Origin of the sequence: Leisingera sp. NJS201 (assembly GCF_004535885.1) — a bacterium.
Taxonomy (GTDB): Bacteria; Pseudomonadota; Alphaproteobacteria; order Rhodobacterales; family Rhodobacteraceae; genus Leisingera.
On the sequence record NZ_CP038234.1, the window covers coordinates 1,100,974 to 1,123,419 of the forward strand.

Below are 22,446 nucleotides of genomic sequence, written 5' to 3' on the forward strand. Positions count from 1 at the left end.
CCCGTCGAATGTCAGGGACATCACTTGTCCGCAGACCGGTTTGGGACTTGGTTTGCGGAAACCATCAGGGCCAGCGGCCGCGTGCGCCGCGCAAACAGGCCGGACACACGTCTGCTTCTGGCCAGTGCAAAATTAACTTCTAATATGTCTTGCTTTGCAGCAGCTATCCACACAGGACTTTCGCGGCACCCGCGAAATCTCAGAGGTGGCGAATTCACACAACGCGGATGGAGTGGATGGCGCCTGTCCCCAACTGTCGCGCAATGCGGCATAGTGCGGATGTTTTCATCAGTTAGGAATGGAGCTCCACCATGGAAGTTCCGACAATAGGGTTGGATCTTGGAAAGGACGTTTTCCAAGTTCACGGTATCACCGCTGACGGCAAAGTTGTCTTCAATCGTTCGATCCGGCGCAAACAATTGCTCAATTTCTTTGAGACTTTGCCAAACTGTCTTGTTGGGATTGAGGCCTGCGGGTCCGCGCATCATTGGGCGCGGGAACTATTGGAAATCGGTCATGATGTGCGGCTGATGCCTGCGGCCTACGTCAAACCGTATGTCAAACGCGGAAAGACAGACGCTGTCGATGCGGAGGCGATTTGCGAGGCTGTCACACGCCCCACCATGCGGTTTGTCGCGATGAAGTCGAAGGAACAGCAGGCGCTGCTGACCATCCACCGGGTGCGGCAGCTCACCGCCCGCCAAAAGACCCAGATGTTGAACGTAATCCGCGGTCTTCTTCGTGAATTTGGCCATGTGATCGGGAACGGACCGGTTGCTGCGATGCGTTTCATTAAGACATTTCAGACGGGTGACTGCCTAGACATGCCTGATGTGGCCAAGAGTATGCTCAAAACACTCTGCGAACAGGTTGTTGCTCTCGATGAGCGAGTGACCTTCTATGACAAGCTGATCGAATATCATTCCCGGATCGATGATCGTGCAAAGCGCATCAGGACAGTTCCTGGAGACGGCCCCATCACCGCCTCGGCCGTTGTGGCCACCATCGGCGACGGCAAGAACTGAGCTACCCCCTGAATTTCGGACACTGACGTAAGCTGCGATTTGCTGTCTGCTGATCTTCGACGAAGAGGAGATCAGAGATGTCGAAACGGAAGAACCATTCGCCCGATTTCAAAGCGAAAGTCGCGCTTGAGGCTCTGAAGGGCGAGCGGACTGTTGCTGAGCTGGCGAGCCAGTTTGGCGTTCACCCAACGATGATCCACAGCTGGAAGCGGGCTCTTCTGGAGGGCGCGTCCGGCGTGTTCAAGCGCGGCGGCAGGAAGCCCCAGGAGATTGACGAAGAACAGGTCAAAGAGCTGCACGCCAAGATTGGGGAGCTGGCCGTTGCCAACGATTTTTTGTCACGAAAGCTCAAACCGTGGATCGGCAAGTGAGGAGGAAAATGATCGAGCCTGCCAATGCCAATCTGCCCATTAGCAAGCAGTGCAAGCTGCTGTCGATCTCGCGGTCGTCGTTCTATTATCAGCCCAAAGGCGAGACGGCTCTGAACCTGATGCTGATGCGCCGGATCGACGAACAGTTCCTGGAAACGCCGTTCTTCGGTGTGCGGCAGATGACTTGGCATCTGCGCAATGAAGGTCATTTGGTGAACGAAAAGCGGATCAGGCGGCTGATGAGGGTGATGGGGCTCATGCCGATCTACCAGAAGCCCAACACCCGCTGCCCGGCAGCACATGCAAAGCATGTGCGAGAGGGGGCAGGGCTGCGAAGGGGCACAAGACCTACCCCTATCTGCTGCGTGGTCTGCGGGTGGGGCGCCCGAACCAGGTCTGGGCGGCAGACATCACCTATCTGCCAATGCGCAAGGGGTTCCTGTATCTGGTGGCGATCATTGACTGGCACACGCGCAAGGTGCTGGCCTGGCGCATCTCGAACACGCTGGAAGCGGACTTCTGTGTCGAGGCGCTGAACGAGGCCATCCACAAGTTCGGCCCGCCCGAGATCATGAATACAGATCAGGGCAGCCAGTTCACGTCCTTCGCCTGGACGGACAGGCTGTGGCGATCCGGTGTGCGCATCTCGATGGATGGCAAAGGCCGGTTCCTCGATAACATCTTCGTCGAGCGGCTTTGGCGGAGCCTGAAATACGAATGCGTCTACTTGCATGCTTGGGAGACCGGATCAGAGGCGAAGGTCGGCGTCGGAAAGTGGATCGAGTTCTACAACCGAAAACGCCCACATTCCGCCCTTGGCGGCAAACCCCCGGCCGTGGTCTATTGGCTGAGAAAGCACAAAACCCAACCCGATCAGCAGGAGCAGAGAGTAGCTTAAATTACGCCAGAACCTGTCCAACAATTGGGGAGTAGCTCAAAATTCAAGAGCGGACGTGAGTTTGCTGCCTGGCTGGGACTTACGCCGCTGAACAGATCGAGCGGTGGCAAAGAGCGTTTGGGGCGTATCAGCAAGAAAGGCGATCGTAATCTCCGACGATTGCTCGTGATCGGCATGACCTCTCAAGTTCAGCGTGCCCGTGGATATCCGGGACGTGTGCATCCATGGATCATGCAGCTTCTTGAACGCAAACCCGTCCGCCTCGCAACAATTGCTATGGCGAACAAGGCGGCCAGGATCATCTGGGCGATCCTCACCAAGGGTACGTACTACCGCCAAGCAGCGGCATAGAAAGAGCCAAACAAAACCGAATTGCAAGACGAGTGCCCCCTCTCGGCAGATTTGCTGCGCAAATCGCCTGCCGGGCAGCGGATGGCACGTGCGGTCATCCGAAAACCTGAAATCCCGTGCTTTGTCCTGAACTCACAGGTTCGCGTCGCCGATTGGGAGCAGGTTTGCGGAACCCATCAAGGCCAGCGGCAAGTATCGACGCCGCGATCAAAGGCCGGACACAGGACTGTACTGACCAACCGCGCAGTCAACGCATTTTTTCCTTGCAAAGCAGGCGCCATCCACACAAGGACAACGCCGCCTTTTGCTCATATAGCTATTGCTGCCGCAGAAAACCCTCGCCCCCGCAGCGCGAAATCTTCCGCAGCGCAGCGGACTTCCCGTTTGCAGACATCCGGACCCGCGTAAATCGGCAGAGCTTAAACCGCCCTATCGATAGGCACGCAGAGCACCGCACGCGCCGACGCAGCTATTCCCCAGGTGATGGAACGCACTGTCAACAAAGTGGAACGCTCTGCCATGTTCTTTAAAACCCCAGCAAAGTAATGGTCTAGCAGGTCGGTGCCTGTCAGGAACACGCGCACTGCGTCGACCGTCGCGCCGGATGTCAGGACACCACGTCCGGGCACATCCGTTTCCTTCGGCGTGACTGCGCGCTAATTTGAAAGGTACCTCATGGCTGAACCACTTCGTGTTATAGGCAGCGACGTAATTGACTATTTGATGCTGGACATCGACACTTCGATTGAGCCTACGCTGTACTTCAACCGTTTACCTGACACCGGTGCTGTCATCGAAGTTGACGTAAATGGCACCGTGTTCACCTTCGACGGCCCCTTTGAGACCGGATACACCCAAGTCGCTGAAGGCTTAGAGGTGTACGTGGGCCCAGATGAAGGGCAGACCGCGCAGATTATATTCTTTTTCGATCTGCTGGTGCATAGGGACATTTTCACCGTCGGCCAGCAGTTCGACCTGAAGGTGACAGGGGATGGAGCGAATTTTGATGAATCGTTTGAGTACATAGTTTCCGACCAGCTCGCCTTGAGTTCCCCCGACGCCGTCATGCCTGATTTAGAATTCGTCAACCAGGACGGTGAGACTGTGGACCTTCTGGACTCCAAGGACACGCGACCCGCGATCATCGAGCTTGGCGCCACCTGGTGCGCCCCGTCGCGGGAACTGGGATATCTCGAAGACGCCTACAGCGCGGCACTGGGAGACGAGTTCGTCGCAAAAACACTTCTGCTGCAAGGCAAGTATGCGCTCCTCGACGCGACTGTCGAGGATCTGGCCGAATACGCAGTCCGGTTCGGTATAGACCGAAATGTCTATGCAATCGGTAACTCCTCCGATGTGGAAGAGTTTTCGCGGATTAACGACATAGACCTGTTTCCCACGTTTCTTGTGATCGATCAGGTGACAGGTGAGATTCTGGGCCACTTCACAGGCTTTGGCGGCGTAGAAGACACGCTGGCCAGTGCGCGCGCGATCATGGATGAGCTGGCCGCTGACCCAGAGGCATACGGCTATGAAATGGAGGTTGACGACTCTGGTGCTTCGGTGTTCGGCACCGTGCGCGACGATCTTATTCTCGGCGGAGAAGGGTCCGACAGGGTGAATAGTGGGCTCGGTGACGACGAGATACGCGGCGGCCTCGGGGACGACTATCTGTTCGGCGGCGGCGGCGATGACTTGGTTCGTGGCGGAGCAGGCAACGACTCTCTTTATGGCAGCGAAGGCTTCGATACCTTAAGAGGCGGCGAAGGTTCCGATCTCGCTGACTTCCGCGCGATCAAGGGGATGCCCTTGTCAGTTTCGATAATAACGGCCGTGGGACAGTCACCACGGAGAGCGGCACTTCAGTTGTCTCGGGTGTCGAGAAAATCGCTGTCGGAAACGGAAACGACTGGCTGCAAACTTCGGCAGAGAACATGACAATTCTTACGAGTCGTGGTGACGATGAGGTTATCGCCACCGGAAATTTGATTTCAGTCCATGCCGGACCGGGGAATGATACGGTGCAGATGCTCGGCGATTCTGGATGGGTTCACGACAACCTCGGCGATGACCGCGTCATGATCCAAGGGGACCACACCGACTACTTCTCCAACTCGGGCAGCAATACGGTGCTCGTGCAGGCCGATGATTTTTGGTTCTATGGTGCTGAAACATTGCAGGGCTCCTACGAAAGGCTGGTGTTGTTTGACAGCGCAGAAGCAGTCATTGGGCAGGGCAATACCGCGGTGACGCTCGACTTTTCCAGAACCAACGGCGCTGTGGCTTTCGAGACGAGCTTAGACTCCATGTCAACCATAAGCTACGTCACTGACAGCGGGGGATCTGGTGATGTCTCGGCTAATGTGGTGAAAGTGATTGGCAGCGCGTTCGACGATCAGCTGTTGGCCGACCAGACCGGCGCGGTCCTGCGGGGCCGCTTTGGCGCGGACACGCTCTACGGCCAACGCGGCGACGACGAGCTTTTCGGCGGACGTGACGCTGACAAGCTGCTTGGGCACGGCGGTTCGGATAGGCTCTACGGCCAACGCGGCGACGACGAGCTTTTCGGCGGACGTGGCGCTGACAAACTTGTCGGCGGGTACGGTGCAGATACGCTGCTAGGCGGTGGCGGCGCGGACACGCTCAATGGCGGCATCGGGAACGACGTGCTTGCCGGTAGGAACAGCGCTGACCACCTGCAAGGGGGGGGCGGCGACGACACGCTAAACGGCGGACGCGGCGACGACGTGCTTGTCGGCGGCAACGGAGCCGACACATTTGTCTTCAACAGTCTATTCGCCAGTGACCAAGTTATTGATTTCGAAGATGGGGTCGACCGGCTGAAATTCTCAATTGAGGACATTACGTTCGGGGATGTTGTTATCTCAGACATTTCTGGTGATGCGCACCTAACCATTGCGGACCATGGCACGGTGGTGCTTCAGGGGGTAAACGCCACGCTTATCTCCGAAGACGATTTCCTTTTCTGAGGCCTGCCGGGTTGGCTTTCGGCCCTGCTTTATTGTGCAACGCGAATGGAATGACCGCTGTCTTCTAGCGGTCATTCCATCATGGAGTAGACTGGTTCGAGGCGCCCTTTCCCGGGCAAATCGAGTGTATAAAGCGCGAGTCATGGCTAAGGCAATGTTCGCAAGAGCATCACACCGTCAGCGCAGCTCAAGCAACCAGCGCTCCAACACGGTGTCAGGCTGGTCCATATCCAAGCAAGACTGCGACCGCGCGAGAGAGCGCGCGATGCGCGCGTCACGGGGCGCCATGCCAAAACGCCGACGGAAAGAGCGGGAATAGCCGCTTTCGCTGGAGAACCCCCACTTCAAGGCAATTTGATAGATGCGAAGATGCGATTTGCACGGATCGAACAAGTCGCGCACGCTACGTCGAAGCCGCTGGTCACGGATGTAACTTGCAACTCCGCCTCTTGTGGCGAACAACCTGTAGAGCGCTGCCCGCGAGAGCCCGAGGGCCTCAGCAATACTCTGAGGCGAGAGGCCCGGATCTGTGAGATGCTGGTCGATCATTCGCCGCGCGACCAGAAACATCGCCTCATTGACATGCTCGCGGTCAATGTCCGGCTGACGCCCGCTCTTCGTATTCAGCACCGCTGTCACAATCCCTGCGGTTGCGGGCACGATTTGCTCGGCTTCATGCTGCGTCATTGTGGAAACACTTTCGGCAAGGCTCTGCAGATAGGCTGCGAATAACCGGGCAATCGGCAGGTCCTGCGGAATCATACGCAGGTGCTGCAGGGAAGGTGTTGCGCCTGAATCGAGCAGAGATCGTGGAAGAACCAGTGTGTGGTTGGCAAAGGCGCTGTTCGTCGCGTTCAGGTCTTCGGCCATATCAAGGATCCACACGTCTCCGGGCCCGGCCGCCAGCCGCTGCCGCCCGCAGTCGGCTTCGGTGCTGCCGCACTGAAAGATTTGAAGCAGGAGATGGTCGTGCGCGTCCTCGGATGCTTTCAGATGAGACCGTTCAAAAACCTGTGCAGACGCAGCACAGCGTCCAACGATGAGCTGATCGACAAGCGCCACGTCGATCTGTGCATGAAAGCAAGAACTCAGGCCGCTGCCCGGCATCGTAACATCGAAAAACGGCTCTATATACGCCTTCCATAACCGGAAACGTTGCTCGGGATCGGTGTGTTCCGCGATGGCGGTGGTTCTGGCGACGAGCTGATCCGGTGTCATGATCGAAAGAAAAACAGTTATCAAGTCTCTGTCAAGCATAACAAAATGCTGAAGCCAGCCTGCTTCGATGATCACTATATGGAAGGATAGCGCGTTGAACGAGATGCTGCGGTGGAAGGCGGGGTGCAAAGGCAGCGTCGGCTCAAAGTTTGGCGCAATTGCCCCTCACTAAGTCATGCTTGCAAATGGCACCGCCAGAGGCGGATAGATGTGGTATCGACGAAGCCTAGGAAACTCCCAGGATTCGTGTCGTTGGGGAGGCGAATCTTCGGGGCATTGATGCTGTACCCCCTACGGCATCAGCGTACCAAGGTTCCCCTTAAAGCCATCGCTGCAGGCCACCTGCCAGCCGGGTCGACGAGCTCTCACCGTTGAGCTTCCAGCCCGCAAGCTGGCCTCGCGAGAGGTGTGGGCAGCGCTTACTCATGTCTGAGTGAAACCGGGATTTCAGATTTGCAGCAGGACGCCGGAATGGCAGCATTTCAATCTGCCGTACAGCGAGTGAAATTCGGCAGTGCAGAGGTTTGGCCCGCTGCGAGCGCGCGCAGCATGAAAATCAAATTCACAGTCCGGGCTCGCAGCTGACCTGCGGCGCTGCGGAACAGAAACCTCATGTGGCGTTGACTGAAGGTCGGCTTCCATCGTTTCGCCATGATCGGCTCGCGCCTGCAGAGAAGGTCCGGTTCCCGCCCTTCTTCCCAATCGGAGGTCTTCGACAAATTGTGAAAACGATTTTACGATTTCAAACTTAGCTCCATCTCCTCCCCAGTAGAGGAGAGCAGATGACACATTTAGAGCCAACAATTGAAAAGCCGGACTTGGCGATGGTCGAAGAACTTGCCGAATTTTTCCGCTTGGATCGCACCGTTGTGCGGGATGTAATGACAGCAATGGGTGTTCCGAAGCGGGGCCGGGGTTATCCCTGGATCAGGATCTGGCGCGCGCTTGGTTTTGACCTCAAGACTGCAGAAAATCTGGCGGATCTCAAAATCCTATTGCTGAAGCTGAAACAGGTGGCCGCAAAGCTGGGAGAGAGCGCAAAGACAACGCGCCGTCGCAGTAATGGTGAACACCGGGACAATTCCATTCCGACGTATATCGAGTTTTGTCCGCGAAAGCGCTTGTTTTTCCCGGCAGAGATCGAAAGCTGGCTCCTGGGTGAACCGCTTCCCTTCCGCCGGGAACAGAAGAACCTGTCGTTCATCCCAGGACAGGCAAAAAGAACTGGAGCGCCCAAAGCAGCACGCAGAGAGGCCGAGGTCACATTGTCTCCGTCGCCCTCAGCAGCTGCCTTGTTCATGGCGCCGCGCAAATTAGGCTGAACCAGAACCGGGATTTCCTGAAACTCCTCCCGAGACCTACCTCCTTTCCGCACCCGGAAAGGAGGTTTTCTTTTGTCTGTCAGCAGGGTGCCGCCATGCCCATTTCATCACCAACACTCCCGCGAAAATGACATCTGGGCAGGGAATTGGCCGAACAACGGACAGATGACAGGCCGAGCGGACAAAATGACAAACGCCCCGAAACTTCGGCAGCGGCAAGTGGAGGATTATTTGTCATTTTCGGCTTCGGTTTGGGGAATAACGGCCAATTTGTCATTCAGCGGACAAGATAAGAGGCCTTCATGAGCTTTTTAAACCCATCGCGCCGATGACATTCCAGAACGTGCTGGAATGGACCATCGCGCAAGACAAGAAAGACTACGTCTCCCCGGTCAAGCGGTGCCGCGAGTTGTACAACAATCGGCACCTGCAAGAATTTCCGGCCGTTCTCGATGAATTCTAGCGACGCTTTCCGCTGGGCGGTTTCGATCCCCGGCATTTCAGGACCGAGAAGGCCTGCAAGGCCTGGCGCCGGAAAGTGTCCGCCGCCATCAAGGGGGCCACCGGGCAGCTGCAGGAAGAACAGGAGCGCCGGGCGCGGCAAGACGCCTGGGCGGAGCTGATCGATGCTCTGGACCCGCTCACCGGCATACCCGAAGAGGCGATGTATCCACACCAAGTGCTGATCCCAATCCGGAAGCTGGCCGATCTTGCCCGGCAGCATGGCAGAGACCCCAGCCGAATTTCCCAGGAATGGCTGTGGGGGCTGCGGACACGCTTGGGATCAAATGAATGGAAACCCCTGCAATCCGCTCTTCGGCAACTGAATCATTTCCGGTACCTGTCTTCGGTCCGGCCGCTGCTTCCGCCTGAGCCGTTTGCCGAACCCGCGGTTCTGCGCGCCAACATCCTGCCGGGTATCCCTGCTCACGTCGCAGATAAATACGAGGAAGGGACCTCTCAGGATGACAAGTCCTTCAAGACCGCGGCGTTGCGCAAGTATGTCAGCACCCTGTCGGAAAGCGCTGATCCGGTGGCGGAGCTTGGGCTGAGGGAACTCCCTTCTCCTGCTTATGCAATCCAGGTCGTGCGCGGGCGGTCGTGCAACAAGGATGGGGCTGGCAAGATCGCCGCCCGGACGGCACATGACTACCTCAAAGCCATCTACGTCGTGATGACGCGCAACGGCCTGCCGCCGTATGCGATGAAGGCGCAGCTCGCAAACAACCGGTTTTTGAAGCAGGGGAAGAAGCAGGGCAGCCATATGTCACCGGGTGCGAGGACCTTCTGTGAAACTCTGCTGGGATCGCAGAAACTGACCCTGACCTTCCTTTCCCTGCACGTGCAGCTGCGCAACCGGGCCCAAGAGCTTCTCAACAACTTCACGGCGGATGGGCGGGCGATGACCGGGAGTGAAATCGAGGATTTGCGTTCCATTGGTTCGGTGGCGGCCGTCTGCGCTCTCGAAACCCGCGGCGCACCGATCCGCATCGAAAACGCGCTGGCGCTGGCAAGCCGCGGCGATAACATCACACCCATCTGCCGGGTAGGATGACCGATCACGCGACAATCACGCTGTCGCCGGAGCACACCAAGAACGACAACGAGATCTGGGCGCCGATCGAACGCGGCAACCTGAACGGGCTCGAGTGATCGAATGGTACATGGAAACGATCCGTCCGCTGTATCCGGGTGCGGATAGCAGCGATTTCCTGTTCCCGGGGATTATTGCGGAGGGCAATCTGCCCTATGAGACCTTTCTCGGCTGGTTCAAGCGCGAAACCCGTGCTGCCGGCTTGCCGATGACCCCGCCTAATTTCCGCCACGGCTTGGCCTCGCTGCTGATCGAAGTCAACCCGGTAAGGTGGGACCTGCTCGAGCGGCTGCTCGACGACACCGTCGGCACTGCCAGGAAAAACTATGGCTGGGTCAACAAACGCGTGCAGCGCTCCGAGGTGCAGAAATACGTGCTCGATCTGACGAGGCTGAAGGCATGAAGAAACCTGATCGCCGGACCGTCCAGAAAATCCTGCAGCACCCGCGATGGGATCCCTTGGCCGCTAAGCTGGACATGGGGGCTGTTACCGCGCCGCAATTGCGTGTCCTCGATGATTTCCTCGCCTTCATTGAAAACAGGTAGATTGCTTCGATATGGGAACTTTCGGTTTCGGACTGCCTGTCATTCGATGCCGGGTATCGGTCCGCCAACCGCCTGCGCGCCTTGAAAAAGGCGATGCAGGCTGTCTTCCCGGCCCAGCCCGCCATCCTCGTTCTGACTGACGCCATCCGCCGGAAAGAGGCGCAGACCCGGAAGTCGACGGCCACGGCGCCAAGGCAGCGCAGGCTCAGGGTGTCGATTCCGGAGGAGGAATTGCCAGAGCATTGGAAAAAAGCGCTGGCAGACATGGCGGCAGGCTTTGATGGGTACGGTGTCATCGCACCGTCTCCAAGAATGATCCCGACATACAGAATGAAGCTGAGGCAGCTGGCCTGTTCGGCCAGAAAGGCCGGGGTGCCGGAGGAAATCTCGGTTGAGGCAGTGAAGGCCTTCACTCGCGACATGCGTGGACGCGGGCTGGCCGCCGCGACACAGCTGGCCTCTTTCTCTGCATTGAAGAAATGTGCCCGCTATGTCGGCGCCGACCCGGAGGCGCAGGAGCTCTTGTCGCAGCTCCTGCGATAGGCTGAGGATCAAGCCCGCAAGGCTCCAAAGAAGAAGTATGAGAAGCTGCAGAAAACCGGTTATTCACCGGTCGCGATCATCGGCTGCGCGGAGGAATTCCTGAAGGAGGCGGAAAGTCTGTCATGCCCACGCTCGCGCCAAGCGTTGAGAAACACCGCCGCTGCTTTGGCGCTGTTTTCTGTGCTGCCGGTCCGTCTGGCCGATATCCGCGAAAAGAAAGAAGAAAGGGGCAAAGAATGCCCGCAGCAAAGCCTTCCCAAGCTTCTATCGCCAACACCATTAAAGCCACCGTCGCGGCTGACCTCATACCGGGGGCAGTCCACGTCGATGCAGATGGCGGATTTCACGTGGATATCATTATCGCGGACTCCCTTGTCGTGGCCGCTGACCAGAACCCGGCGGCAAATGACGCGGCACTGGCCTGGGAGGACGTGGCATGAAAGTCAATGTCCACTTCCCCGGCCTTTGCGAAGAGGAAACGCCTGCAGACAACATGCGTTGGTGTGTCCGCGTCGAGGGCGAAAAACAGCGGAAGATCACAATCCCGGTTGGCCCGGGGCATCCGGATTTTCTGCTGCATTACGACGCCGCTCGGATTGGCGAGAAACTGCGACGGGATCACGTTTCCAAACCAGTTGGAGGCTCGCTGGATGAGTTGAGGGAGCGGTATGTGGCCTGGATGCGAGTTCAAGTGAAGGCGAGCAACCTAGACAAGAAGGCGTTGGAAAGCCGTGAGCGCGGCCTGCGCCAAGCCTGTGATTGCCTGACCCGAAATCGTAAGGCTCGCATGGGGGCAGTAAAAGCGTCGATGCCTATGGAGGCCTTCACGCACATCCGGGATTCTTTCGGGCCCCGGTCTGGGGCCGCGGCTACCTGCCTCAAGGCCTTGCGGGCGGCATACCGGTGGGGCTCGGAATGCGGTTTTCACCACGAAGGTCATGTGTATGACGTAAAAAATCCGCATGTATTCAAAGGTGGGGCCGTGCCCTGGACAGCGGAGGACAAGGCCGCATTCCTGAAGCGTCACGGGCCCGGAACAATGGCGCGCCGCTGGTTCTTGCTTGCCAATGATACAGCAGGGCGGATCGGGGACACGCACCTTCTTGGCCCTGTTAATGAACTCTTCGAAGGCGACAATCAGATAATTTCCTGGCAGCCCGGAAAGAAGGGAGCGCAGCCGGTGCAAGTACCAATGAGTGCGGAATTGATAGTTGAGCTCTCGGGGCTTCCCGAGGACGCACCTGCTTACCTGCTTACCTGCTTACCTGCTCACCGAACGGGGCAAACCGTTCGCATCGGCTGGAAGCCTCGGCAACCGGGTGAGAAAATGGATTATCCAAGCCGGCCTTTGCACCATCGAAGCCAACTCCGCTGGTGAAAAGGTGAAGAAAGCCACCCGCCCACAGCATGGGGTCCGCAAGGCGCGAGCTGAGGAGATCGCGGAGCAGGGCGGCTCGGTTTATGAGGTGATGGCTCTTCTCTCGCACAGCGATGTGAGAACCGCTGAGATCTACACCAAAAAAGTAGATCGGGCCCGCCTTGCGAAACAGGCGGCCGGGCGCCGGAGCCGGGCTGGCTGAGCAGCCGGTGTCCCACGGCACGGAACACGTGGGCCACTTCCTATCGAAAGAGCCTATAAAACATGGGTTTTAGGAAGGAAGTGGCAGCCCGTAGGGGAATCGAACCCCTCTTTCCAGGTTGAAAACCTGGCGTCCTAACCGATAGACGAACGGGCCACGCTGTCTGTGAGGCGGTGTTTACTGATTGCCATGACCGGGCGCAAGAGGTTTTTTGCCGAAGGTGCAAAGTTTTTCCATCGCCCGTGTTCAGTTGCTAAGCGGATGAAAGAACAGGAAAAAGCCATGCTGCAGCGGCTTGGGGAAGGCGTCATTCATATGTGGGGAAAGTGGCAGCCCGTAGGGGAATCGAACCCCTCTTTCCAGGTTGAAAACCTGGCGTCCTAACCGATAGACGAACGGGCCACTCTATGTGTGAGCGGGTATTTAGTCGCAACAGCCGGATCCCGCAAGGGAAAAAGCGGGCCTTAGTGAAGTTTCTTGCCCGCAGAGGGTAAGTCTTTGAAAAATCAAGCTTCGGCGGCATCTTCCAGGCGCAGCTGAGGGCTTTGGCGACCGCCCCAACTGTTCACTTCCAGCCGCCCGGCGAAATGAAAGCGCGCGCCGCCGTGTTCCAGCAGGCGGGGACCAAGCGCGGTGTCAAAGGCGCCAAAGCAGATCCCGTCCAATCCGCCGCCCATACCGTCGCTGAGGGAAATCTTCAGATGGCTTTCCCCCACCTTCTTGGCAAAACGCACCTGCAGATCCGGCAGCGCATAGCGCGGGGCAGGGGCGCCGGCGCCAAACGGGCCTGCCTGTTCGATCTGCTCGATCAGGTCTACTGTCGCGGCACCGGGCATCAGGGCGCCGTCCAGCTTCAGGCCGGCCGGACCGCCCTGTCCGGCGCCTTGTCTTTCCAACAGCTCCGACAGCCGTGCCATCGCCGGCTCCAGCTTGTCCCGCATGACAGTCAGGCCTGCCGCCATCTTGTGGCCGCCGCCTTTGACCAGCAGCCCCTCGGCTGCAAGCCGCTGGATCGAGGCGCCCAGGTCGACGCCGGACACGGACCGGCCGGATCCCTTGCCTTCCTCGCCATCAAAACCGATCACAACGGCGGGGCGGTTGGCGGATTCTTTCAGGCGCGAGGCGACGATGCCGACCACGCCGGGATGCCAGCCTTCGCCAGCGGCCCAGACCAGCGGAGCCTCCAGCCCGCGGTCTTCCGCTTGTTCCAGGGCGGCGGCACGCACGGCGTTTTCAATGTCACGGCGTTCGGTGTTCAGCTCATCCAGCCGTTCGGCCAGGGCAGCAGCCTCATGCGGGTTGTCCGTTGACAATAACCGTGCGCCAAGATCGGCCTTGCCGATCCTCCCGCCGGCATTGACCCGCGGCCCCAGCAGAAAACCGAGGTGATAGGTCGAGGGCGCCGAATCCATCCGGCTGACGTCGGACAGGGCCACCAGGCCGGGGCGTTTGCGCGCGCCCATGACCTTCAGCCCCTGGCGCACCAGCGCCCGGTTGGCGCCGATCAGCGGCGCCACATCTGCCACGGTGGCCAATGCCACCAGATCCAGCATGGCCATCAGATCCGGCCCCTTGGCGCCTGCTTGGCGCAGCTGCCGCCCGGCCTCAACCAGCATCAGAAACACCACACCTGCGGCGCAGAAATATCCAAGGTCACCGCTTTCGTCCTGGCGGTTGGGATTCACCACCGCCACGCAGTCCGGCAGCGTCTCACCGCCCAGGTGGTGGTCCAGCACGATCACATCCGCGCCTTTGGCGGCAGCAATCGGCTCATGGCTAAGGGTCCCGCAATCCACGCAGAGGATCAGGTCGTGGGTGGCGGCCAGCGCTTGCATGGCGGGCACATTGGGGCCATAGCCCTCGTCAATGCGGTCGGGGATATAGAGCGTGGCCTGCAGCCCCATCTGCCGCAGCCAGACCAGCAGCAGCGCGGCCGAGCTGCCGCCATCGACGTCATAATCGGCAAAAACCGCAATCCGCTCTTTGCGCCGCACCGCGTTCAGAAACCGGGAAGCTGCCGCTTCCATGTCCTTCATTTCACGCGGATCGGGCAGCAGCTCCTTCAGCCGGGGTTCCAAAAACCCCTTGGCCTCCATCGCCGGAACCCCGCGCCGGGCCAGCACCTGGCAGACAGACCGGGGCAGGCCGGTCTGCTGCGCCATCATCTCGGAGGCGCGGTCCATCTCCACACCGGGGCCGATCCAGCGCCGCCCGGTCAAGGACTGCTCAACACCCAAAAAGCTCATGCGTTTCCCCCCATATGCAAAGGCCGGACCCAAACGGACCCGGCCCTTTCATCTTTCTTCAAATACTCCCGCCGGAGGCAGCGGCGCAAGCCGCTACCAAGCGCAACGCTCAGCCCTGATGCGGCGCCAGCGGCGTGCGGTAGGACATGCGCCGCACCGAACCGGTCTTTGAGCGCATCAAGAGGGTGGTGGTCTCAACCCAGCCCGGTGTGCGCTTGATGCTGGGCAGCAGCGAGCCGCCGGTGACGCCGGTGGCGGCAAAGATCACGTCCTGGGTGACCATCTCGTCGCGGGTATAGACGCGGTCCAGGTCGGTGATGCCCGCCTTGGCGGCACGGCCCTTTTCGTCGTCATTGCGGAACAGGAGGCGGCCGAAAATCTGGCCGCCCATGCATTTCAATGCTGCGGCTGCCAGCACGCCCTCAGGCGCGCCGCCCTGGCCCATATACATGTCGATGCCGGTAATCTCAGATTCGGCGCAATGCATGACGCCGGCCACATCGCCGTCGGTGATCAGGCGGATCGAAGCGCCGGTTTCGCGCACCTCGGCGATCATCGCTTCATGGCGCGGGCGTTCCAGAATGCAGACGGTGATGTCGGAGGGCGCGCAGCCCTTGGCCGCGGCCAGCGCCTCAACCCGTTCGCGCGGGGACATATCCAGAGACACAACGCCGTCTTCATAGCCCGGGCCGATTGCCAGTTTGTCCATATAGGTGTCCGGCGCGTGCAGCATCGAGCCGCGCGGGCCCATGGCAATCACCGTCAGCGCGTTCGGCATGTCTTTGGCGGTCAGCGTGGTGCCTTCCAGCGGGTCCAGCGCGATGTCGACGCCGGGGCCGTTGCCTGAGCCGACTTCTTCGCCGATGTACAGCATCGGCGCCTCGTCGCGTTCACCTTCGCCGATCACCACGACGCCGGCGATGTCCAGCAGGTTCAGCTGCTCGCGCATGGCGTTCACAGCCGCCTGGTCGGCAGCCTTCTCGTCGCCGCGGCCGATCAGCGAGGCAGAGGCCAGCGCGGCCTGCTCGGCAACGCGGGCGAGGCCCAGCGACAGCATGCGGTCATGAAAAGGCGCGTCAGAAGTGTTCGATGTCATACCGGAAATCCTGTCTCAACGGGTCAGATGTGAATTGGGCGTTTAAAGCCGAATAGCGCGGGGCAGGGCAGGCTCGCAAGGGGCGATAGCGTTCACTGCGGCAGGAAAATCCAGCCGCAGGGACCAAAACCGCTGATTTCCGGCCTATCGCGAGGCTCAAACCTCTTCAATGCGCAGCGCAACCGGGGTGCCGTCGACCACATCGGTGGCGGTGAGGCCGTCCAGTGCCGCATCCAGTGCAGCGCGGGTGCATTTGTGGGTGACAATCAGCACCGGTGCGGTTGGTTCGGAATGGCCGTACTGGCGCATCCGGTCGATGGAAACACCGGCATCGCCCAGCACTGCGGCAACTTTGGCCAGCGCGCCGGGTTTGTCCAGCAACCCCATGCGCAGATAGAACGGTGCGGGCAGGCCGGTCTGGGCGGCGGGCACTTCCTGCAGCGTTTCGGCGGGTTGGCCGAAGGTTGCAATCCGCAGGCCGCGGGCCAGGTCCAGGACATCGCCCATCACTGCGCTGGCCGTCGGACCTTCGCCGGCACCGGGGCCGCGCAGCACCACTTGTTCGATGGAATCACCCTCGATCACCACCATATTGGTGCCGCCTTCCAGCTGGCCGAGCGGGGAATTCGCAGGCACCAGGCAGGGCGACATGCGCTGTTCCAGACCGCGGGCGGTGCGTTGCGCCACACCCAGCAGTTTGATGCGGTAGCCCATGTCGGCGGCGGCGTGGATGTCTTCCAGCTGGATGCGCTGGATGCCTTCCAGCTGCACGTCGTTAAAGGCGGGCTTGGTGCCGAATGCGATCGAGGACAGCAGCGCCAGCTTGTGGCCTGCGTCGATGCCGCCCACGTCCAGGTTCGGATCGGCCTCCAGATAACCGAGACGGCCGCATTCCTCAAACAGGGCATTGTAGCCCTGGCCGGTGGCCTGCATCTGGGTAAGGATAAAGTTGCAGGTGCCGTTCATCACGCCCATGACGCGGGTAATCTCATTGCCGGCCAGACCTTCGGTCAGCGATTTGATCACCGGGATGCCGCCGGCCACTGCAGCTTCGAACCGGATCACCCGGCCTGCGGTCTCGGCCTGTTCGGCCAGCGCCTGGCCATGGATTGCCAGCAGCGCCTTGTTGGCGGTGACCACATCCTTGCCCGCGGCAAGTGCGGCCTCGGTTGCGGCTTTGGCGGCGCCTTCATGGCCGCCCATAAGCTCGACAAACACATCCACGTCGTCGCGCACGGCCAGCGCCACCGGGTCGGTTTCCCAGGCGTAGTCCTTAAGCGACACACCACGGTCCTTATTGGCGTCGCGGGCAGACACCGCGGTGATCACAACGGGGCGTCCGGTCCGTGCCTCCAGCAGCGCAGCATGGCGGCGGATGATTTTCACCACGCCGATGCCAACCGTGCCCAAACCTGCAATCCCAAGACGAAGCGGTTCTGTCATAGCTGGAGGTCCTTTGTTCCGAAATGCTCAGGCCCCGCCTTAGCGGGTTCGGCGCGGGCGTGCAACGCTGCTGCCGCCTGCCTGCAGCACATGCGGAAGGGAAAGCCGGGAACGGCCTAAGATTCGGCGTTTTTCACCGCCTCGGCGCGGCGTTTCAGCCGGGCGCTGCGGGCGTCAAGCTCATCCTGCAGGTCTGCGCCGGCCTGCTGCGGCGGGTCGAGCGGTTCCAGCGCGTCATCCAGCGGCAGCAGTTCCGGGTATCCCGCGCCACGCAGATCCGGGGTCAGCCGGTCCTCCAGCTCGGGCACGCGGGTGCAGGCGGCTGCCGCCGTCAAAGCCAGAAGACATATAATCCGGACCCAAACCTGCATTGTACGAAATCCTGTGTTTTATCCTGGAGGTTCTAAGGTGTCCGGAGCCGCCGTACAATTGCTTTCCCGCCTGCATGTGCCGGGATTGGCCTGGCCGGGCCGCCGGGTTCAGGAACAGGACATCTTTCGGGCATTCTCTCTCTTTTTTCTGAACGCGTGTTCAGTTACGGTCCGGGTATGGCACGTACCCAAGGCTCACATTCCGATATCACCGGACCCAAAATCCGCGAGGCCGCATTGCGGCTGTTCGCGCAGCATGGCTATGCCGCCGTCTCAATGCGTCAGATCGCCAAGGAGGTGGGGGTGCAGGCCGGGGCGCTGTATAACTACACACCGGACAAGCAAAGCCTGCTGTTCAACCTGATGCAAGGACATATGGTGGAACTGCAGGCGGCGTGGGACGCGGTGCCGCGGGCCGTGGGCGCGGCAGAGCGGCTGCGGGCCTTTACCGGCTTTCACATCCGCTTTCACCTGGAGCGCCCGGATGCGGTGTTCATCGCCTATATGGAGCTGCGCAACCTGACGGAGGAAAATTTCTCCGCCCTCGAATCGCTGCGCCGGGATTATGAGAACGGCGTGGAGGCGATCCTGAAAGAGGGGGTGGAGCAGCGTGTGTTCCGTATTCCCGATACCAAAATCGCCACACTGGCGGTGATTGCGATGCTGAACGGGGTCAACACATGGTACCGTTCCGAGGGGCGCCTGACGCTGGATGAGGTAGAGAAGGTCTATTGGGACATGGTGCAAAAAGCGGTCAGCGCATGAGCTTGCTGGATCTGCAAACCAGCCGTCTGCGGGCGGTGCCATGGCGGAATCTGACTGATGCCGAAATGGCGGAGCTCTTTGCGCCGAAAGTGGTGCAATGGCTGCCCTCGGGGTTTCAGACCCCAGAAGACGATGGCGCCCGCCGGGCGTTTCTGGAGGCGGTCTCGCAGCAAGCCGAGGTGATTGCCCTGCGCGAAACTGCGGGGCAGGGTATCGGGCTGGTTATTCTTTCTTTTCCTGACAAAGGCGCAGCCATCCGGAACCTTGGCTATCTGTTTGCCGAAGCTGCCTGGGGCCAAGGGCTGGCCAGCGAGCTGCTTGGGGGCTTGCAGGCTCATTTCCGCGGCAGCGGCGTGACGATCAGCGGCGGGGTCATGCAGCAGAACGCGGCCTCGGCCAGGGTGCTGGAAAAAGCCGGTTTCACACCCGGGCCGTCGGGCACCGAAACTGTTTACAGCTGGCGTGCCGGCGGCTGACTGCGGCAGGTCTGTCAGCTCAACAGCCCGATCATATCGTAATGGTCGATCTGGCGGCTTAGCACCATCGGGTCTTCCTCCGGCAGCACATGCGGTTGCTCCCAGTTCTCGCCTGCAAAGGCCTGCAGCGCCTCGATGCTCTCCCAGACCATGACGACGCAGAAGGTGGCAGGCGAGTCCGGCCGCGGCAGCCCGGCGGTGACCGAGACCAGCCCCGGCTGGCGGCGCACATGCGGAATGGCGCTGCCGGTCAGAAAGGCCTTGAAGTCCTCGATCCTGTCCTCGCGGACGGTGGCACGGAACACCCGGATAATCATCACTCCCCCCAACGCTTATTGGCGCAGGGAGTATAGCATACCGCGTCCGTTTTGGCGGGCGCGGTTTTCCCTGTGCGCGGGCCTGCGCCGCGCACAGGGAATAGCGGGCAGCGGTTTTCCGGGTCAGTGCGCGGGCCTGCGCCGCGCACAGGGAAAAGTGGGCACCGGTTTTCCGGATCAGTGCGCGGGCCTGCGCCGCGCACAGGGAAAAGTGGGCACCGGTTTTCCCGATCAGTGCGCGGGCTTTATAAATGTCCCGTTGCGCAGGTCGCGGAAGGCCTGTTGCAGCTCTGCCTGGGTATTCATCACGATGGGCCCGTGCCAGGCCACCGGCTCGTGGATCGGCGCGCCGGAGATCAGCAGGAAACGCACGCCCTCGGGGCCCGCCTGCACGGTGATCTCATCGCCGGTGCCAAAGCGGATCAGGGTACGGTCGCCGGACAGGTCGCGGATGTTGACCTCTTCGCCTGCCACTTCTTTTTCCAGCAATACCCCTTGCGGCGCTGAAGCGTCAGCAAAAGCCGCCTGGCCTTCGAACACATAGGCAAAGGCGCGGCGGTAGGTGTCGATCGGCAGGGTCTTTTTCACGCCCGCCGGAATAAACACATCCAGATACTGCGGATCGGCGGCAATACCGTCCACCGGGCCGCGCTTGCCCCAGAAATCTCCGACAATCACTTTCACCCGTGTGCCGTCGTCGTCGATGATTTCAGGGATCTCGGTGCCGCTCACATCCTGGTAGCGCGGCGCGGTCATTTTCTCGCTGGCAGGCAGGTTGCCCCAGAGCTGGAAACCATGCATCTGGCCTTGCGCGTTGCCCGACGGCATCTCCTGATGCAGGATGCCGGAGCCGGCGGTCATCCACTGCACGTCGCCTGCGCCCAGGGTGCCCGCATTACCCAGCGAGTCGCCATGTTCGACCGTGCCGGACAGCACATAAGTTATGGTCTCGATGCCCCGGTGCGGATGCCAGGGGAAGCCGCGCAGATAGTCTTCGGGGTTTTCATTGCGGAAATCGTCGAACAGCAGGAACGGGTCCAGCTCGGACGGATCCTGAAATCCGAAGGCGCGGTGCAGTTTCACGCCGGCGCCCTCGGTATGGGGCTGTGCCGGACGGGTTTCGAGTATCGGTCTAAGGGACATCTGCCTGTCTCCTGGGTTTTAATGACTGATGGCAAGATAGGCTGTGCGGTGCCGCTGGAAAACGGGCGTTGAAACACGGCTTCTGTGCGTGTGCGAACGGAGCGCTCCAGCCCGCAGGCGCCAAGGCCGGACAAGGGGCCATCGCTGTTCAGCCGAACAGCGATACAATCCAATCGCGTGCCAGGGATACTTCGGCGCTGTTCGGGGCCTCTCCGGCGGCTGGCATCAAATAGTGGCCCTGACCCATGGGGATTTCTGCACCAAGAACCCGTGCCAGTCGGCCCTGCGACAGCGGCAGTTCGGCATAGCGGCGCATCAGCATGGCTACACCAGCACCAGAGGCCGTCATTTCTATCGCTGCCAAAGAGGTGTCCACATAGAGCGGCGCGGTGCGGTCCTTCAGCGGCACGCCTTCTTGTTCGGACAGCCGCAGCCAATGGTCCTGATAACCGTGGATATGGATCAGCGTCTGGTCGAACAGCTGATCCACGGACCGCATCCGTCCTGCCAGCTGCGGCTGCGCCACGGGGATCACGGTCTCAGCTGAAAGCAGATGCGCACGGCGGCCGAACCAGCCGGATGGCCCGAGCCGCAGGTCGATATCCACGTCCTCGTCCTGGGTGCTGTCGGCCCAGACGGCAGAGATAAGCCGGATGCGGATATGCGGATTGGCGGCGTGGAACACCCCCAGCCGCGGCGCCACCCATAGGACAGCAGTCGAGACCGGTGCCCGTATCGTCACCGTGCGGGTCTGCGCATGCCCCAGCAGCCCGCGGGTGGAATACGCGATGTCGGTCAGCGCCTGCGCCACCGAAGGGTAATAGGCATGGCCCAGCTCTGTCAGTTCCAGATGGCGCGACCGGCGGGTAAAAAAAGTGATGCCAAAGCTTTTCTCCAGGCTGCGCACCTGATGGCTGACGGCGGCCTGGGTCAGCCCCAGCTCCTCTGCCGCAGCGGTGAAGCTTTTCAGACGGGCGGCGGCCTCAAACGCGCGCAGCCAGACGAGATTGGGCAGGTCGGACATTAGTGCTGCAAATTTTCCTAGGGTCAGACCGCTTTATTATTCGTTTTAATTTTGGCGGAGGTCAAGCTAGCCATATCGCAAAGACATACCCCGGGAGGAGACATTCGACATGGCGACGGACATGAAAGTCGGCTTTATCGGCCTTGGCAACGTTGGCGGCAAACTGGCCGGCAGCCTGGTGCGCAACGGTCTGGACGTGACCGTGCACGATCTGGATGCGGATCTGGTGCAGTCCTTTGTGGCGCGCGGTGCCAAAGCAGGCGGCAGCCCGGCGCAAATGATGCAGGATTGCGATGCGGTCATCACCTGCCTGCCAAGCCCGGCGGCATCCGATGCGGTGGTCACCGAGATGCTACCGCATGTGCAGCCCGACAAGGTCTGGATGGAAATGTCCACCACCGATGTGGCTGAGGTAAAGCGCTTGGGCGCCTTGATTGCCGAACGCGGCGGTCAGCCGGTCGACTGCCCTGTGTCCGGCGGCTGCCATCGGGCTGACACCGGTAATATATCGATCTATGCGGGCTGCGAGCGCGCGACGTTCGACCGTATTCTGCCGATCCTGACAACCATGGGGCGCCGCATTCTGCACGTGGGCGAGGTCGGCAATTCGTCGGTTCTGAAAGTGATGACCAACTATCTGGCCAATATCAACATGCTGGCGGTCTGCGAGGCGCTGACGGTGATGAAGGCCAGCGGCATGGATCTGGGCATGACGTTTGAGGCGATTTCGATGTCGTCGGGCACCTCTTTTGCGCATGAGACCGAAAGCCAGCTGATCCTGTCCGGATCACGCAATGTGAACTTCACCATGGATCTGGTGATGAAGGACATCGGCCTGTTCCAGACCCTGGCGGACCGCAGCAATGTGCCGCTGGAGCTGTCGCCGCTGATGATCGAGATGATGAAGGACGGCCAGCGCCGTTATGGCGAGCGGGCGCAGTCCGACCGGATGATCGAGCGTCTGGAAGAGGCCACCGGCCTCTCCGTCACCGCGCCGGGTTTCCCGCAGGAATTGATTGACGACGAACCGGAAGAGCCGGGCTATGAGGTGGTCGTGCGCCGCGCTGCTGCGGAGTAAGTTTCCCTGCTTGCACGGCCGCATCCAGCCCCTGCTTCGGCGGGGGCTG

At 60.4% G+C, this 22,446-nt stretch carries 22 protein-coding genes, 2 tRNA genes and 2 pseudogenes; 14 read left to right on the top strand and 12 right to left on the bottom strand.

Annotated elements, in window-relative coordinates:
• Window positions 1–311 precede the first annotated feature (311 nt).
• From ETW23_RS05325 to ETW23_RS05345, 5 genes and pseudogenes are all read left to right on the top strand, one after another.
• A complete protein-coding gene (locus tag ETW23_RS05325) occupies window positions 312–1,025 on the top strand; it encodes an IS110 family transposase (protein WP_134829348.1) in 714 nt (237 codons plus the stop codon).
• Between the two features lie 77 nt (window positions 1,026–1,102).
• Window positions 1,103–2,294, top strand: a pseudogene (locus tag ETW23_RS05330) (IS3 family transposase).
• Window positions 2,295–2,333: 39 nt separating this feature from the next.
• A pseudogene (locus ETW23_RS05335) lies at window positions 2,334–2,645 on the top strand (transposase); the annotation flags it as partial.
• Between the two features lie 723 nt (window positions 2,646–3,368).
• On the top strand, window positions 3,369–4,583 hold the full coding sequence (locus ETW23_RS26545; protein ID WP_302658003.1) for a hypothetical protein: 1,215 nt from the start codon (window positions 3,369–3,371) through the stop codon (window positions 4,581–4,583).
• Complete coding sequence (locus ETW23_RS05345; protein WP_134829349.1) at window positions 4,580–5,635, top strand: calcium-binding protein; 1,056 nt, start codon at window positions 4,580–4,582, stop codon at window positions 5,633–5,635. The genes ETW23_RS26545 and ETW23_RS05345 overlap by 4 nt, the downstream gene beginning before the upstream one ends.
• Before the next feature lie 177 nt (window positions 5,636–5,812).
• On the opposite strand, the gene ETW23_RS05350 is transcribed toward ETW23_RS05345, so the two are convergent.
• On the bottom strand, window positions 5,813–6,892 hold the full coding sequence (locus ETW23_RS05350; RefSeq protein ID WP_134829350.1) for a helix-turn-helix domain-containing protein: 1,080 nt from the start codon (window positions 6,890–6,892) through the stop codon (window positions 5,813–5,815).
• A 743-nt stretch (window positions 6,893–7,635) separates the two neighbouring features.
• On the opposite strand from ETW23_RS05350, the gene ETW23_RS05355 reads away from it, so the two are divergent.
• Entirely contained in the window at window positions 7,636–8,175 is a 540-nt protein-coding gene (locus ETW23_RS05355; RefSeq protein WP_134829351.1) for a hypothetical protein, read from the top strand.
• A gap of 277 nt (window positions 8,176–8,452) precedes the next feature.
• Here ETW23_RS05355 and ETW23_RS05360 read toward each other — a convergent pair whose 3' ends face one another.
• A complete protein-coding gene (locus ETW23_RS05360; protein ID WP_134829352.1) occupies window positions 8,453–8,899 on the bottom strand; it encodes a hypothetical protein in 447 nt (148 codons plus the stop codon).
• A gap of 267 nt (window positions 8,900–9,166) precedes the next feature.
• On the opposite strand from ETW23_RS05360, the gene ETW23_RS05365 reads away from it, so the two are divergent.
• The 4 genes from ETW23_RS05365 (at window position 9,167) to ETW23_RS05375 (ending at window position 10,858) form a co-directional block, all read left to right on the top strand.
• Window positions 9,167–9,730, top strand: a complete 564-nt coding sequence (locus tag ETW23_RS05365; RefSeq protein WP_134829353.1) for a hypothetical protein — start codon at window positions 9,167–9,169, stop codon at window positions 9,728–9,730.
• A gap of 109 nt (window positions 9,731–9,839) precedes the next feature.
• A complete protein-coding gene (locus ETW23_RS05370; protein ID WP_167738081.1) occupies window positions 9,840–10,172 on the top strand; it encodes a phage integrase family protein in 333 nt (110 codons plus the stop codon).
• Window positions 10,169–10,315, top strand: coding sequence for a hypothetical protein (locus ETW23_RS25045; protein WP_167738082.1), 147 nt, complete (start codon window positions 10,169–10,171; stop codon window positions 10,313–10,315). The genes ETW23_RS05370 and ETW23_RS25045 overlap by 4 nt, the downstream gene beginning before the upstream one ends.
• Window positions 10,316–10,408: 93 nt before the next feature.
• Window positions 10,409–10,858 (top strand): hypothetical protein, encoded by a 450-nt coding sequence (locus ETW23_RS05375; protein ID WP_134829355.1) that lies wholly within the window; start codon window positions 10,409–10,411, stop codon window positions 10,856–10,858.
• 59 nt (window positions 10,859–10,917) lie between these two features.
• Here ETW23_RS05375 and ETW23_RS05380 read toward each other — a convergent pair whose 3' ends face one another.
• Window positions 10,918–11,205 carry a hypothetical protein gene (locus tag ETW23_RS05380; protein ID WP_134829356.1) on the bottom strand — a complete coding sequence of 96 codons (288 nt, stop codon included), beginning with the start codon at window positions 11,203–11,205 and terminating at the stop codon, window positions 10,918–10,920.
• A gap of 89 nt (window positions 11,206–11,294) precedes the next feature.
• Here ETW23_RS05380 and ETW23_RS25050 point away from each other — a divergent pair, with 89 nt between their 5' ends.
• Window positions 11,295–12,236: a hypothetical protein gene (locus ETW23_RS25050; RefSeq protein ID WP_167738083.1), complete on the top strand. Its 942-nt coding sequence runs from the start codon at window positions 11,295–11,297 to the stop codon at window positions 12,234–12,236.
• Window positions 12,237–12,519: 283 nt separating this feature from the next.
• Here the strand turns inward: ETW23_RS25050 and ETW23_RS05390 are convergent.
• From ETW23_RS05390 to ETW23_RS05415, 6 genes are all read right to left on the bottom strand, one after another.
• Window positions 12,520–12,594 (bottom strand) — tRNA-Glu (locus ETW23_RS05390).
• 171 nt (window positions 12,595–12,765) lie between these two features.
• Window positions 12,766–12,840 (bottom strand) — tRNA-Glu (locus ETW23_RS05395).
• A gap of 104 nt (window positions 12,841–12,944) precedes the next feature.
• The gene (gene recJ, locus ETW23_RS05400; RefSeq protein WP_134829358.1) at window positions 12,945–14,684 is read right to left on the bottom strand and encodes a single-stranded-DNA-specific exonuclease RecJ; all 1,740 of its coding nucleotides are present in this window, start codon (window positions 14,682–14,684) and stop codon (window positions 12,945–12,947) included.
• A gap of 109 nt (window positions 14,685–14,793) precedes the next feature.
• Complete coding sequence (glpX, locus tag ETW23_RS05405) at window positions 14,794–15,780, bottom strand: class II fructose-bisphosphatase (protein ID WP_129371597.1); 987 nt, start codon at window positions 15,778–15,780, stop codon at window positions 14,794–14,796.
• 156 nt (window positions 15,781–15,936) lie between these two features.
• Window positions 15,937–17,223, bottom strand: coding sequence for a homoserine dehydrogenase (locus tag ETW23_RS05410; protein WP_134829359.1), 1,287 nt, complete (start codon window positions 17,221–17,223; stop codon window positions 15,937–15,939).
• 116 nt (window positions 17,224–17,339) lie between these two features.
• The gene (locus tag ETW23_RS05415; RefSeq protein WP_134829360.1) at window positions 17,340–17,594 is read right to left on the bottom strand and encodes a hypothetical protein; all 255 of its coding nucleotides are present in this window, start codon (window positions 17,592–17,594) and stop codon (window positions 17,340–17,342) included.
• A 177-nt stretch (window positions 17,595–17,771) separates the two neighbouring features.
• Between ETW23_RS05415 and ETW23_RS05420 the strand changes: the two genes are divergently transcribed.
• Both ETW23_RS05420 and ETW23_RS05425 read left to right on the top strand, forming a co-directional pair.
• Window positions 17,772–18,359 (top strand): TetR/AcrR family transcriptional regulator, encoded by a 588-nt coding sequence (locus tag ETW23_RS05420; RefSeq protein WP_134829361.1) that lies wholly within the window; start codon window positions 17,772–17,774, stop codon window positions 18,357–18,359.
• On the top strand, window positions 18,356–18,835 hold the full coding sequence (locus tag ETW23_RS05425; protein WP_129371593.1) for a GNAT family N-acetyltransferase: 480 nt from the start codon (window positions 18,356–18,358) through the stop codon (window positions 18,833–18,835). Before ETW23_RS05420 ends, ETW23_RS05425 begins: the two co-directional genes overlap by 4 nt.
• A 14-nt stretch (window positions 18,836–18,849) precedes the next feature.
• Here ETW23_RS05425 and ETW23_RS05430 read toward each other — a convergent pair whose 3' ends face one another.
• The 3 genes from ETW23_RS05430 to ETW23_RS05440 all read right to left on the bottom strand — a co-directional run bounded on the left by ETW23_RS05430 (window position 18,850) and on the right by ETW23_RS05440 (window position 21,319).
• A complete protein-coding gene (locus ETW23_RS05430) occupies window positions 18,850–19,152 on the bottom strand; it encodes an antibiotic biosynthesis monooxygenase (protein ID WP_129371592.1) in 303 nt (100 codons plus the stop codon).
• A 231-nt stretch (window positions 19,153–19,383) separates the two neighbouring features.
• Complete coding sequence (locus tag ETW23_RS05435; protein WP_129371591.1) at window positions 19,384–20,295, bottom strand: pirin family protein; 912 nt, start codon at window positions 20,293–20,295, stop codon at window positions 19,384–19,386.
• A 148-nt stretch (window positions 20,296–20,443) separates the two neighbouring features.
• Window positions 20,444–21,319: a LysR family transcriptional regulator gene (locus ETW23_RS05440; RefSeq protein ID WP_134829362.1), complete on the bottom strand. Its 876-nt coding sequence runs from the start codon at window positions 21,317–21,319 to the stop codon at window positions 20,444–20,446.
• Between the two features lie 121 nt (window positions 21,320–21,440).
• On the opposite strand from ETW23_RS05440, the gene ETW23_RS05445 reads away from it, so the two are divergent.
• Window positions 21,441–22,397 (top strand): NAD(P)-dependent oxidoreductase, encoded by a 957-nt coding sequence (locus ETW23_RS05445; protein WP_134831267.1) that lies wholly within the window; start codon window positions 21,441–21,443, stop codon window positions 22,395–22,397.
• The last annotated feature ends 49 nt before the right edge of the window (window positions 22,398–22,446 follow it).